Origin of the sequence: Actinopolymorpha sp. B17G11 (assembly GCF_040196095.1) — a bacterium.
Classification (GTDB): Bacteria; Actinomycetota; Actinomycetes; order Propionibacteriales; family Actinopolymorphaceae; genus Thermasporomyces.
In genome coordinates, this window is sequence record NZ_JBEFTW010000003.1 from 271,537 (window position 1) to 284,734 (window position 13,198).

A 13,198-nucleotide genomic window follows, 5' to 3' on the forward strand; every position below is an offset into this window, starting at 1 on the left:
TCGCTGTGGTGGAAAGGAATCCGCGATGCCCGGCACATCCTTCGAGTCCCACCCCGCGAGCCCGCACTCCACGGGTCAGCACTCTCACCCCGCCATCGGGAGTTCCCCGCTCACCAGCCGGCGGAGCCTGCTTGCCGGAGGTGGCCTGCTCGGCGTCGCCGCCGCCACCGGTCTCGGGATTTCTGTACCACCCGCCCGCGCGGCGTCGGAGTCGGCGTCGGCGTCGGCGTCGGCGTACGACTACACGTCGCGGGAGACGTTCGACACCTTCGACCGGATCTTCCACGAAGGTGGGGCCAGCGGTCAGCCGGACGAGCCCAACGAGGCGGGTGGGCTGGCGTGGGGTCAGTCGTACGTGCTCCTCGGGTTCCTCCGGATGTACGAGGCCTACCGAGACACCTACTACCTCGACCGGCTCATCACCAACGTCGACCTCATGCTGGACCAGCGCGACAGTGTGCGTGGCGTCACCGACTACCGCGGCCGGTCGCTGCCTGCCTGGCGGGCAGCGAACCCTTACACGGTTGGCACCGTCGAGCTCACCGACTCCGCCGGACACCCGGTCCTGGAGGTCCGTAGCGCGCGGGCCTATGCCGACACGGCCACCGCGATGGTCAGGGCCGGCAGCAGCGCGGACTCGTTCACCCTCGAGGTACGCAACGCGCAGTACGGCTACGTGGACACGTTCGCGAACCTGGTAATGGATCCGGCGAGCCCCGACTACGCGGTCAGGCGGGTCTACGACGCCTATCCCACGCTGACGATGACGACCGCGCGTGACCTGCGGGGCACGGGCGACGAGAGTGGGCTTCCAGGGCACGGGACGTTCAGCTTCGGCTCCCAGCCGGTGATCTTCGCCGTACACACGGGGATGGTCACCTATCCGGTCGCGGCGTACGTGCGGACCGTCTACGACGACCCGAAGCTGCGTAACAACCCGCACTACAAGGGAAAGGCCGACGAGTACCTCGCCGCCGTCACCGCCGCCGTCACCGTCCACGACGACGAGTGGCGGGAGAGCGACGGACTGGGCTACCTCCAGTGGCCGAAGGGAATGCCGGTGCCGTACGACGGCACCGAGCAGCCGGTCAACCAGAGCACCGCTCTCGGCCAGACCTACGCCGAGCTCGCCGCGGCGACCGGGAGCGCGCGATACCGGTCCCGGACCCGGGCGATGGCCCGGATGGTCGCCACGCAACTCACGGTTGACGGCGACCAGGCGTACGTCTGGACGTACTGGCCGAAGTTCGGCGTCATGTACGAAGGCTTCGCCAAGACCGGGTCTCCGGACACCGACGTCTCGGCCTACACACCGGCGTACGGGTCGGGTGGCGTCGGCGCACAGCAGATCGAGGATCTCAGCCACGGTGCGATCAGCGTGGAGTTCGCCGCGTTGGCCTTCCGCGAGAAGCTCGCCTTCGACGGCTCGGACATGGCGAGGTTCGCGCGCACCTATGCCGACAACCTCGCGACCGAAGCCGATGGCGTCGCCACGACGTTCGTCCGGGTCGACGGAAGCGGCGCTCTCGCCACGTCGGGTCAGTACCTCCAGGCGCCGCGCTGGCTGCCCGTGGTCCGGTGGGACGACCGGATCTTCCCCCACTGCCGCGCGGTGTACGTCGACCACGATGTCCAACCGGGCTACGGTTCCGGCCTGGCGGCGATCGGCTATCTCAACTGGGCCGCCCGCGGTCGTACCTGAAACTCGGCGGCCTACCGTGGTCGTGTCGTACGAACCGAAACTGGAGCGCAAGGTGTTCGACAACGAGGCAGATCTCGAGGACCGGCTCGGCGAGCCCTCACCGGCCCTTGTCGCCGAGCTCGCCGACTTCGCCGGCCTGCGAGGGGATCTGGTGGTACTCGGGGCAGGCGGCAAGATGGGCCCGAGCCTGTGCCAGCTGGCCCGGCGCGCTCTCGACGCGGCCGGACGCGACGACATAGCTGTCGTCGCGGTGTCCCGGTGGTCCAACCCGGCCGTGGAGCAGGGCCTCCGGGCGGCCGGTGTGGAGACGCGGAGGTTCGACCTCACTCCCGACGCCGACCTTGCCGGACTGCCGGACGCGGGCGCCGTGGTCTACATGGTGGGCGCGAAGTTCGGCTCGAGCGGGCGGCCGGCCCACACCTGGGCCGTCAACGCCCTCCTTCCGGACGCCGTGGCCCGGCGGTACGCCGACGTCCCGATCGCCGCGTTCTCCACCGGCAACGTCTACCCGCTCGCCCCGGTGTCCGGCGGCGGCTGCACCGAGTCGGATCCGCCGGGGCCGGTCGGCGAGTACGCCATGTCGTGCCTGGGTCGCGAGCGGGCCTTCGAGTACGCGAGCATCGAGCGCGGCACTCCGGTCACCCTGATCCGACTCAACTACGCGGTCGAGATGCGTTACGGCGTCCTCGTCGACATCGGCACCGCCGTCCGCGACGAGAGACCGGTCACGCTCTCGACGAGCCACGTCAACGTGGTCTGGCAGCGCTACGCCAACGAGGTCGCGTTGCGCAGCCTGCGGCACGCGTCCACGCCGGCACTCGTTCTCAACCTCACGGGGCCCGAAACCGCGTCGGTACGACGGATCGCCACCCGGTTCGGTGAACTGCTCGGCGTCGAACCGAGCTTGTGCGACGACGAGGCCGACACGGCACTTCTCTCCGACGCCGGGCGGTGCCACCGGATGTTCGGCTATCCCGACCTGTCCTTGCAGGCGTTGGTGGAGGCGACCGCCGACTGGCTCGCCAAGGGTGGAACGGTGTGGGACAAGCCGACGAAGTTCGAACGCCGCGACGGAGCGTTCTGATGGGGTCGACCGGGCTGCCAGGATCGACCGGGCTGCCAGGATCGACCGGGCTGCCAGGGACGACTGGGCTGCCGGCGTCGACGGGGTTGCTCCCTGCCGCCGAAGCGCGGTCGCTCGCCGACGGCTGCGTGATTCCGGCGCATCCGCTCGCTCTCACCCCGCAACGCCGCCTTGACGAACGCCGCCAACGGGCGCTCACCCGCTACTACCTCGCGGCAGGCGCCGGCGGTGTCGCGGTCGGCGTCCATACGACGCAGTTCGCGATCCGCGGGGCCGGGCTGCTCCGCCCCGTCCTCGAGTTGGCCCGCGACACGATCGACGAGACGCTCGCCGCGCCTTCTGCGGCGGGCGTTCAGCGTCGGCCGTTCCTCCGCATCGCCGGCGCCTGCGGCGAGCTACGGCAGGCGATCGCCGAGGCCGAGCTCGCCGCGAGTCTCGGCTACCACGCGGTGCTGCTCGGTCCGGCCGGCGGGCCGGAGTCCGACGAGGCCGACCTCCTGCTCCGCGCGAAGGCCGTCGGCGAGGTACTGCCGATCGTCGGCTTCTACCTCCAGGAGGCGGTCGGCGGGCAGCGGCTGTCCCGGCGGTTCTGGCGGGAGCTTGCCGAACTGCCGAGCGTCGTGGCCGCCAAGATCGCCCCCTTCGACCGCTACCGCACGCTCGAGGCCATCCGGGGCATCAGCGAGTCCGACCGTGGATCCGACGTCGCGCTCTACACCGGCAACGACGACGCCATCGTGGCCGACCTCCTGACGCCGCTGCACCTGAACGTCGGCCAGCGGTTCGTCCGACGGCAGATCGTCGGCGGCCTCCTCGGCCAGTGGGCGGTGTGGACGCACAGCGCGGTCCGGATGCTCGAACGCATCCATCACGTCGTACGTGCCAATGGTCCGGCCGGACCTCCCGGACAGGCGGAGCCCACCGAATCCGGCACCGGCTCCCCCGCCGAGTCGGACTCCCCCGCCGAGTCGGACTCCCCCGACACAGACGATCCGGTCACCCTGCTCGCGGAAGGCGCCCAGCTGACCGACGCGAACGCCGCGATCTTCGACGCCGCGGGCAACTTCGCCGGTTGCATCGCCGGCGTCCACGAGATCCTGCGCCGCCAGGGCCTCCTGGCCGGCACCTGGTGCCTCGATCCGGACGAGACGCTCTCGCCGGGCCAGGTCGCCGAGATCGACCGGGTGTGCATCGCCTACCCCCACCTGACCGATGACGCGTTCGTACGCGAACACCTCGACGACTGGCTCCGCTGAGGTTCAGCGCGGATCGCGGGGACCGGATCGCTACCGCTAGGGTCCTGGCGCGGCCGACCCGGGCCGCGGGCCGTACGCGGTCAGGAACTTGTCGCGGAACGTGTCCATCCGCCAGACCGGGGCATCCGGGTGCGGCTCCAGGCCGTCCTGCCACCCCCAGCCGGAGATCCGGTCCAGCACCTTCTGGTCGCGGGCGACGATCGAGATCGGTACGTCCCGGCTGGGGTCGTGTCGGGTGACGGTCGGGACGGGCTGGTGGTCCCCGAGGAACACGAGCACGGTGTTGTCGTCGCCGTAGGTCTCGACGTAGGAGACGAGGCTCTCCACCGAGTACGCGATGGATCGTGCGTAGGCGGTGCGTACCCGGTCCGCGTCGTTCCGCGCGTCCTCGGGGTCCTTGTCCGCCTTGCGCATGGCGTCGTAGACCGAGCCGTCGCCGGCCTCGTCCCAGCTGACCATCTCGGGCAGGGGAACCCACGGGTTGTGGCTGGAGGTCAGGACGATCTCCGCCATCAACGGCTTGCGGCCGGGTGCGCTGCGCTCCAGGCGTTCGAAGGCCGACAGGGTGTACTGGTCGGGGATGCCTGACCAGCCGTAGGGCGCCCCTTCGTACCCGAGGTGGCGAGCGTCGTAGATCCTGTCGAACTCGTAGAACTTCCCCTCCGGCCAGGCCCGGGTGGTGCCCGGGAGGATCCCGACCGTCCGCCAGGCGTTGGTGCGACGAAAGGCACCGGTGAGGGTGAGACGCTCGCGCGTGGTGACAGTGCGGTAGCGCTGCTCACTCTTGATCCACAGGCCGGACATGAACGTGGAGTGGGCGAGCCAGCTGCCGGCACCCGTCGCCGGGGAGGTGAGGAAAGCGCTCCGGGAGGAGAACCCGGCCGCGCGCAGTCGGCTGGTCCCGTCCGTGAGTGTGGCGCGAACCCGCGACGCCAGCTGTGGGTCCTTGACCGCGCTGCGGCCGTAGCTCTCCACGAAGGCGACGATGACGTCCTTGCCGCGCAGTCCGGTCAACAGCCGGTCGGCGGGCGTGTCGGCGAACGCGTCGACGGTGCTCTGCCTGGCGAACGCCTGCCGGTCCTTCAGGGCCGCATCCACGTAGTGCACGCGGTTCCGGACGATCGCGCTGGTGTTCTTGGTGGCGACCGACACGTCGGCGATCTGCACACCGAGCGTCACGCAGATCATCCAGGCGGTCCCGAGGATCAGCGCGGTCCGGGTCGCCACCGGCCGATGATCGACCATGAGGTGGCTGAGCCGGACGACCGCCAGGGCCATGAGGACCGGCAGGACAAGGGCGACGAGCACGGCCCCGACCGCGGCGGCGAGCGCGCCGACCTGACCGACCGACTCGCCGAGGAACTCCACGGCGTTGGCGACCAGGAGCCAGTCGAGCACCAGGTCGAACGGCCGGTCGAGAATCGAGTAGAAGCCCATGTCGAGGAGCTTCAGGAGGGTCAGCACGCCAAGCGTCGCCCCGGCGACCGCAGCCACGACCCGCCTCGGCCTCGGCGCCAGGGCCAGCAGGATGGCCGCGCCGAAGATCCCTTCCAGCGGAATGCGCGCGAACGCGCCAGGGGCGAGGTGGGTGAGCTGGTTGGGCAGGAGGAGGGCGACGTGCACGAGCGCCGCGGCAAGGGCGGTGGTCGTCCACCGTGCGGCCCACGCGGCCCGCGGGTGTCGGTCCCGCCAGCGGTCGTCCGCGATCTCGGTGTCCTCGCGGCCCGGGGCCGCATTGTCTGTCACGTCAGGCGGCAAGATTCCGCCCGTGCCGCCATTGCCACCACACGGACTCCCCGAACGAGCAGATGAGCAGAAACAGCGCCAGTGCCACGACCGCGAACTCGACCGACCTCGGCAGCAGGTCCGCACTGACCACGACGAGCACGACCCCCTGGATCACTGCCACGACCTTACGCGCATAGAGCGGCCGCAGCGGCGTACGCAACCACGGCTGTCGCCAGCTTGCCGCCACATAGGCGTACCGCATGCATCCGATCGCCAACACCCAGGCACCCAGGGACGGCGCGACGAAGATGCTGAGGACGAGGACAAGGAAGGAGTCGGCCTCGATGTCGAAGCGCGCACCGAACTCCGACGCCGTCCCGGTACGGCGGGCGACCCTGCCGTCGACCCCGTCGAGGATCAGTGCCACCGTCGCGAGGGCGACCATCACCGCCGGTGCGCTCCCCCCGATCCGGTCTGCGGCGATCGCCGTGATGCCACCGATGAGCGTCAGGCGCGTCAGGGTGACGCGGTCCGCCGGGCTGAGTGACCACGTGCCAGAGCGCCGGAAGGCCGCGCCGAGGACCAGCCCGCCGAAGACCGTGAACGCGATCCCCGCCACCCATCCCGCCAGTCCCAGTCCCAGGTACGCCCACAGCAGGGTGAGCAGAACGGCTTCGGCGACCGCGGCCGTCACCAGGTCGCGACGATAGGCATGGGTGCCGCTCGCGACCGAACCCACACGCACGTCCCACAGCCGCCTCACGGCCCCGCTTTCGCCCATGTGATCAGCCGCCATCTCGTTTTCCACGCCGCGGACCCGGACACCCGCTATCCCTCGTTCGCTTGTGACGAGCGAATGGTTCATCTGCGCCGAGGTCCAGGTGCGGAACGTCCAAGCGGGTCGCGTTGAGCGATCAGGCAGGCCCGTTCCGTGACCTCAGCGTCGACACGGGACAGCCGCACACGATAGCCCGGTCGGCCGACCTTGGAGCTGCGGCGGCTGGAGACGAAACGCCACCTATCCTGGCCGGGTGGCGCCGGCGTAGGGCATGTAGTCGATGTTGATGTACTCGACGTTGTCGCCCGGTTTGGGTGCGTGCAGGACCTTGCCGTCCCCGGCGTAGAGGCCGACGTGGTGAAGGTCGCTGTAATAGAACACGAGATCACCCGGCCGCAGGTTCGAGCGGGCAACCTTCGGCGAGCTGTCGTACTGCCTGCTCGACGAATGGGGCAGGGAGACACCTGCCGCCTCCCACGCCTTCATCGTGAGGCCCGAGCAGTCCCAGCTGTCCGGTCCGTCGGCGCCGTAGACGTAGGGCTCGCCGAGTTGGTCCCGGGCGAAGGCGAGCGCGATCTCACCTCTGGTGCGGTCGGGTGTCGGCGACGGTGTGGGAGTGGGCGACGGCGACTTCGTGGGCGTCGGAGACGGCGACTTCGTGGGTGTCGGCGAAGGCGACCGGGTGGGCGTCGGTGTCGGGCTCGGTGTGCTGCGTTCCTCGGCGCGGGACGCCCGTAGCCTCGCCTGGCGCCGACGCTCCGCCTCCTCCAGGCGCCGACGCTCCTCGGCGGTGAGCCGGTCGAGAATCGCCTGGGCCCTGGCGGCGTTGCGGAGGGCGGCCTTCCGGCGTTCGTCGGTCTCGTCCCGGGCCATCCGCAGCTCGTCGAGTTCGTACCCCAGGACCGCACGCCGTTCGGTCAGGTCGGACTGCTCGTCCTGGAACCGACGCAGCAGGTCCGCCTGCTGGCGGGACAGCGCCTTCAGGGTGGTCATCTGCGCCAGATAGTCGGCGGGGCTGTCGGCGATGAACACCTGGACGGTGGGGTCGAGGCGACCGCCCGTGCGGTATTCGGCCGCCGCGAACTCCCCGATCTGGCGACGCATCGCCTGGACGCGCTTCTCCTGGCGGGCGACGCCGCCGGTCAGGCTGCGGACCCTGCGGTTCATGGCGACCATGTCGTCTTCGAGCTCGTTGGCCCGCTCGGTGATCAGCTCGGCCTCGTGGTAGAGGTGGTCGACCTGTCTCCTCACCTCGTTGATGTTGCGCGTCGGCTCGGCCGAGGTCGGCCCGGGCACGCCGACCACCGCGGCAACGGTGGCGGTGCCGAGTGCGACCAGCGCCCGCCCTTGTGGATCCCGACGGCGACGGTGCTTCGGTGCAGGGCGGTGCTTCGGCACGGGTGTACGCCCTTCGTCCTCCCGCCGGCCTGCCCAACGGGAAAAAGACGCCTGGCTCCACGGGGAATCACCTGACCCGACACCCGTGCGAATCAAGCATCCAGATGCGTCGTACCGACCGAGGCGGCCTCCCCACTCGGACCGACGCTTGGGGCTGGACTGTAGTTACCGTTTCGTGATCCGGCAACCCCTCGGGCCTACGCGCGGACAACGCCGAATGGCACGATGACAGTGATCTCTGGACGGCCGCGACCCGCGACAAGGACGAAGGACGGCGTACATGACCTACCGCACCCTCGGGCGTACCGGCGTGAAGGTGAGCCCGCTGACGCTCGGCACGATGATGTTCGGCGCCTACGGCAACCCCGACCACGAGGACGGCATCCGCATCATCCACCGTGCCCTCGACGCCGGCATCAACATCCTCGACACGGCCGACGTCTACTCCCAGGGCGAGTCCGAGGAGATCGTGGGCAAGGCACTTGCCGGCGGCCGGCGCGACGACGTCGTCCTCGCGACGAAGTTCCATGGGCGGCTCGGCGACGACCCGAACCACGCCGGCAACTCCCGCCGGTGGATCGTCCGCGAGGTGGACAACAGCCTGCGCCGGCTCCAGACCGACTGGATCGACCTCTACCAGGTGCACCGGCCGGAGCCGGACACCGACATCGACGAGACGCTCGGGGCGCTCAGCGACCTGGTCCACCAGGGCAAGATCCGTTACTTCGGTACGTCGACCTTCCTGCCGTCGCAGCTCGTCCAGGCGCAGTGGGTGGCCGAACGCCGGAACCGGGAGCGACCGGTGACCGAGCAGCCGCCGTACTCCCTTCTCGCCCGCGCGGTCGAGCGCGAAGTGCTGCCGCTGGCCGAGGAGTACGGGCTGGGCGTACTCCCCTGGAGCCCACTCGCCGGCGGCTGGCTCTCTGGCCGCTACCGGCGTGGCGAGGAGCCCACCGCGGTGTCCAGCCGGGCCGCACGGCAACCGGCTCGCCATGACCGGTCGCTGCCGGAGAACGCGCGCAAGCTGGAGGCGGTCTATGCCTTGACCGAGCTGGCGGACGACGCCGGCCTGTCGCTGATCCAGCTCGCTCTGGCGTTCGTCCTCGAACATCCGGCAGTGAGCTCGGTCATCATCGGCCCGCGCACGATGGAGCACCTGGAGTCGACTCTCGGCGCGGACAAGGTGTCGCTCTCCCACGACATCCTCGACCGGATCGACGAGATCGTGTCGCCGGGAACGACCCTCAACGAAGCTGACGCGGGCTACCAACCGCAGGCGATCGTGGACGCCCGCCTGCGCCGCCGCAGCTCGTCGCCGGCAACGCCGTGACGCGGTAACGCGGCTTCTGGTCGGATCGCGTTCAGAGCTCGAGGCGGTAGATCACCGGCGGACGACCCATCTGGCCTTCGGCGAGGGTGCCGACCGGGACGGCGGCACCGGCGCGTTCGAGGCGCTTGAGCAGCCGGCGGGCACTGCGTTCCTGGATGGAGAACGCCTCGGCCACCTCGGCGGCGGTCACCTGGGCGTCGGCCCCTTCGACGAGACCGCGCAACGCCTGGAGCGTTCCGCGGCTCATGCCGAGCCGCCGGGCGAGCCGACCGATGTCCGTAGGGCCGGGCTGGTCGGTTCCTGGGCTCCGGGCGAGGACGATGTCCGCGTCGTGCGGCCCGGCGAACACGGCCGCGACCTCGCCGTCGGCCCTGGCGCGGGCCAGCGCCCGGGACGCGCGGGCGGCCGCCTCCCCGGCTGATCGGGCGAGCCCCAACCCGACGTGGACCGATGTGTGGCGAGCGGCGAGACGTTCGAGGAACGGCGCGGCCGTGAAGTCGGCGGTCGCGCGTTCCAGCGGTCCTCGCGTCGTCACCAGGAGGTAGCGGTCCTCGTCGATCCGAACGACCGCCCCGCCGAGCTCACCCAGGTCGCGTTCTAGCGCCCCGTCGGCCATGTCGAGTTCGACGAAGCCCAACGCCACCTGGGCGTCGGAGTCGTGTGCGCTGCGGATCCGCAGGGCCAGTGCATCGACCGCCTCCCGGATGTCCCGCGGCGCGGGGGCCAGCCGGACCACCGGCATCTCCTTGCGCAGCACGTCGTACGCCGACCGCAGGCAGGTGATCGCGACAGTGGCGCCGTGCCGCTGAGCGGCTTCGCGGTGGAACGCCACGACGTCACGAGAGCGTACGGAGGCAACGTATTCCATCGTGCGTACGGACGTCTCGGCCAACCCCGCCTCGGCGAGCGTCTCCGCGACCTCCACCGGCTGCAGGGTGTCGATGCTGACCAGGCTGAGGTCACCGCCGTCGCGCGAAAGGCGCAGTAGCGCCGCCAGGAGGGTGACTCCGCTGTAGGAGACGTGCCCAGAGGGCAGGACGTCGGCGCGTTCGGCGGTCGCGATGGCGTGCGGCACCACACCGGTGAAGAGCCAGCCGTCGACCTCGTGCCCCCGCGCCCGGATGATGCGAAGGGTCTCCTGCTCCCAGCGGTACGGCAACCGGATCGCCCGAAGATCGGCAGTGTCGTCGACCACGGACGCGACTCTGGGGACGAGATCGGAGGGTCCGACGACGCCGACCGTCAGTGGTGCCCGCACCACGACGCCCACCTGGTACGCAACCTCATGGGCGTAGGTTACGGCCCGGCCCCAAAGGCGCCGACGAGGACACCCTCACTCACCGGTCTGGCCCATGCCGCCCCGTGTCGCTCCCGTGTCGCTCCAGGCGGCGGCGAGGCTGGCCGGGGGTCTCTACCGTTGCAGCGCCCGGGCGCGGACCTGGGGGTGGAATGCCTGTCGGCCGCCGATCTCGACGCTGACCGCCTGCGCGGTTGTCACGAGGTCGGCGAGGATCGAGTCCATCGCCGTCCGGTTGAGCCGCACACTCGGTCCAGTCACCGAGATGGTGGCAACCACCTGGTCGGCGTGCCCGCGCACGGGAGCCGCGAGTGTGTTGACGCCGACGATCGTCTCCTCGAACGCCGCCGCGTAGCCCCGCATCCGCGCGGTGCGCACGGCCTGCACGAGTTCCACCGGCAACGGCGGTCGTACTGGCGAGACGTCGCCTGGAGTCCGCTCGCGCGCGATGCGTTCCACGTCGTTGTCGGCCATCCCGGCGAGCACCAGGCGGCTCGGTGCCCCACTCCACAACGGATATGGCCGACCGATCTCGAACGTACGACGTAACTCGGCGTTGCTCTCGACCTGGTCGATGTGCATCACTTCCTCGCCGACCGGGATCGACAGGCCGACCGTCTCTCCGGTCCGGTCACGCAGTCGGACCATGTGCGGCAGCGCGACGGCCCGCACGTTGATCCGGCGTTGGTAGGCCATTCCCAGCGCGAGCGTTCTCGGCCCGAGCCGGTAGCGGCGGTTCGCCGGATCCTGGATCGCCAACTCGGTCTCGACCAACCCGCGCAGCAGTCGCTGCACCGAACTCTTCGGCAGGTCGACGCGACTGGCGATCTGCCGGATCGTCAGGTCGGCCTCGGCCTTGCCGAGTGCGTCGAGGACCTGCACCGCTCGCCCGAGCAGTCCGTTCACGGTCTCAGCCCTTCTCTCACCCTGCATGGTCTCCCGGGCGGTCTCGGTCCGCTGTCCCAGCGAGGGTTGACCGTCCGCGGCGACGAACGACACAGTAGTGACGTCTGTCCCGATCTGAAGCTTGTTGTCCTTTTCCACGGGACACAAGGGTTCTGTGGGTCCAGTGCGTTGCCGGGACAGCAGTGTTCGCGGAACAACAAGGCGGGACGCCAGCGGAACGCAGCAGGCCAGCGGCACACTCCGGTCGCACCCGGGAGGTCGACATGCCTCGGAACCCATTCACCAGCGAAGGCCCGAACGACGGAACCGGCGATGAACCTGGCGCCGGAACCAACGGCCGAGTTGGCGACGGGAGCAGCGACGGTGTAGGCGAGGGGCGGGAGGCGTCCATCCGCCAGGTAGCGGCGGCGAGCCTCGCCGGCACCGTGGTGGAGTGGTACGACTTCTTCCTCTACGCCACGATGGCGGGACTCGTCTTCAACCAGGAGTTCTTCCCCACCTTCGACCCGCTGATCGGGACGCTGGTCGCGTTCGGCACGTTCGCCGCGGGATTCGTCACCCGACCGATCGGGGGCGTGCTGTTCGGCCACCTCGGCGACCGGCTCGGCCGCAAGCCGATGCTCGTGGTCACGATGATGATCATGGGGCTGGCGACGTTCGCGATGGGTCTGCTGCCCACGTACGCACAGATCGGCGCCGCGGCTCCTGTCCTGCTTCTCATCCTGCGGATGCTCCAGGGCATCGGGCTCGGCGGCGAATGGGGCGGCGCGATCCTGCTCTGCGTCGAGCACGCGCCGGACGGCAGACGGGGATGGTTCAGCAGCTGGCCGCAGCTCGGCGTGCCGGTGGGCTTGCTGTTGTCGACGCTGGCGATCAGCGGGGTCGGGCGGCTCGGTGACGCGGCCCTCGTCGACTGGGCGTGGCGGGTGCCGTTCCTGGCGAGCATCGTGCTGGTCGCCGTCGGCCTCTTCATCCGGCTCCGCATCAGTGAACCCCCGGCCTTCCAGCGGATCGTCCGTACGAGACAGCGGGCCCGGGTCCCGCTCCTCGACGTCGTACGCCAGCACCCGAAGATCACCCTGCTCGGCATGGGCGCCCGGATGAGCGAGAGCGTGACCTTCAACGTCTACAACGCGTTTCTCGTGACCTACACGGTCGCCGTGCTCGGCCTGCCGAAGAGCTACATGTTCGACGCCCTGATCGTCGCCTCGGTGGTCGGCTTCTTCGTCATCCCCCTCGCCGGGCGGGTGTCAGACCGGGTGGGGCGGCGGAAGGTCTTCATGGCGGGGGCGCTGCTGGCCGCGGTCAGTGCGTTCCCCATCTTCGTGCTCGTCGACACCGGGTCACGGTGGCTGATCATGGTCGCGGTCGTCGTCGGCTGGGGAATCGCCGCGTGCACGATGTACGGGCCCGAGGGCGCGATGTTCGCCGAGATCTACCCGACCCGCGTCCGCTACAGCGGGATGTCGGTCGTCTACCAGATCGGGGTGCTGCCGTCCGGTGCGGTCGCACCGCTGATCGGCACGGCGTTGGTCGCGAGGTTCGACGGAACGTCCTGGCCGGTGGCGCTCTACGTCCTTCTCATCGCACTCATCACCGTCGTGTCTCTCGTCTTCCTTCCCGAGACCTACCGCCGACCCGTCGACGACGCCGGGCCGCAGGATCCCGATCCCGCCCCCTCACCCGTCGTGGCTGAAGACCGGTAACCGGTGTCGTCGA

Annotated in this window: 10 protein-coding genes; 5 read left to right on the forward strand and 5 right to left on the reverse strand. The window is 70.0% G+C overall.

Annotated elements, in window-relative coordinates; genetic code table 11:
• The first annotated feature begins 25 nt into the window (after positions 1-25).
• Genes ABN028_RS05420 through ABN028_RS05430 form a run of 3 tightly spaced genes read left to right on the forward strand, consistent with a single transcriptional unit; the run spans position 26 to position 4,042 of the window.
• Positions 26-1,702, forward strand: a complete 1,677-nt coding sequence (locus ABN028_RS05420) for a hypothetical protein (protein WP_349695825.1) — start codon at positions 26-28, stop codon at positions 1,700-1,702.
• Positions 1,703-1,724: 22 nt separating this feature from the next.
• Positions 1,725-2,786: an NAD-dependent epimerase/dehydratase family protein gene (locus ABN028_RS05425; protein WP_349695826.1), complete on the forward strand. Its 1,062-nt coding sequence runs from the start codon at positions 1,725-1,727 to the stop codon at positions 2,784-2,786.
• Positions 2,786-4,042, forward strand: a complete 1,257-nt coding sequence (locus tag ABN028_RS05430) for a dihydrodipicolinate synthase family protein (RefSeq protein WP_349695827.1) — start codon at positions 2,786-2,788, stop codon at positions 4,040-4,042. Before ABN028_RS05425 ends, ABN028_RS05430 begins: the two co-directional genes overlap by 1 nt.
• A 36-nt stretch (positions 4,043-4,078) precedes the next feature.
• Here the strand turns inward: ABN028_RS05430 and ABN028_RS05435 are convergent, their stop codons facing one another.
• The 3 genes from ABN028_RS05435 to ABN028_RS05445 all read right to left on the reverse strand — a co-directional run bounded on the left by ABN028_RS05435 (position 4,079) and on the right by ABN028_RS05445 (position 7,946).
• Positions 4,079-5,788, reverse strand: coding sequence for an alkaline phosphatase family protein (locus ABN028_RS05435; RefSeq protein WP_349327434.1), 1,710 nt, complete (start codon positions 5,786-5,788; stop codon positions 4,079-4,081).
• 1 nt (position 5,789) lies between these two features.
• Positions 5,790-6,515, reverse strand: a complete 726-nt coding sequence (locus ABN028_RS05440; RefSeq protein ID WP_349327432.1) for a CDP-alcohol phosphatidyltransferase family protein — start codon at positions 6,513-6,515, stop codon at positions 5,790-5,792.
• A gap of 273 nt (positions 6,516-6,788) precedes the next feature.
• A complete protein-coding gene (locus ABN028_RS05445) occupies positions 6,789-7,946 on the reverse strand; it encodes a C40 family peptidase (protein WP_349327431.1) in 1,158 nt (385 codons plus the stop codon).
• A 280-nt stretch (positions 7,947-8,226) separates the two neighbouring features.
• Between ABN028_RS05445 and ABN028_RS05450 the strand changes: the two genes are divergently transcribed.
• Positions 8,227-9,276 (forward strand): aldo/keto reductase, encoded by a 1,050-nt coding sequence (locus ABN028_RS05450; protein WP_349327430.1) that lies wholly within the window; start codon positions 8,227-8,229, stop codon positions 9,274-9,276.
• 31 nt (positions 9,277-9,307) lie between these two features.
• Here the strand turns inward: ABN028_RS05450 and ABN028_RS05455 are convergent, their stop codons facing one another.
• Positions 9,308-10,546 (reverse strand): hypothetical protein, encoded by a 1,239-nt coding sequence (locus ABN028_RS05455; protein ID WP_349327428.1) that lies wholly within the window; start codon positions 10,544-10,546, stop codon positions 9,308-9,310.
• A 141-nt stretch (positions 10,547-10,687) separates the two neighbouring features.
• Positions 10,688-11,617, reverse strand: a complete 930-nt coding sequence (locus tag ABN028_RS05460) for an IclR family transcriptional regulator (protein ID WP_349327427.1) — start codon at positions 11,615-11,617, stop codon at positions 10,688-10,690.
• Positions 11,618-11,742: 125 nt separating this feature from the next.
• On the opposite strand from ABN028_RS05460, the gene ABN028_RS05465 reads away from it, so the two are divergent.
• A complete protein-coding gene (locus ABN028_RS05465) occupies positions 11,743-13,185 on the forward strand; it encodes an MFS transporter (RefSeq protein WP_349695828.1) in 1,443 nt (480 codons plus the stop codon).
• The last annotated feature ends 13 nt before the right edge of the window (positions 13,186-13,198 follow it).

What these genes read in the sequence shown, in the direction of transcription:
- ABN028_RS05450 (WP_349327430.1), top strand. Translation starts at nt 8,227, where the DNA reads ATGACCTACCGCACCCTCGGGCGTACCGGCGTGAAGGTGAGCCCGCTG.
- ABN028_RS05465 (WP_349695828.1), top strand. Translation starts at nt 11,743, where the DNA reads ATGCCTCGGAACCCATTCACCAGCGAAGGCCCGAACGACGGAACCGGC.
- ABN028_RS05420 (WP_349695825.1), top strand. Translation starts at nt 26, where the DNA reads ATGCCCGGCACATCCTTCGAGTCCCACCCCGCGAGCCCGCACTCCACG.
- ABN028_RS05430 (WP_349695827.1), top strand. Translation starts at nt 2,786, where the DNA reads ATGGGGTCGACCGGGCTGCCAGGATCGACCGGGCTGCCAGGATCGACC.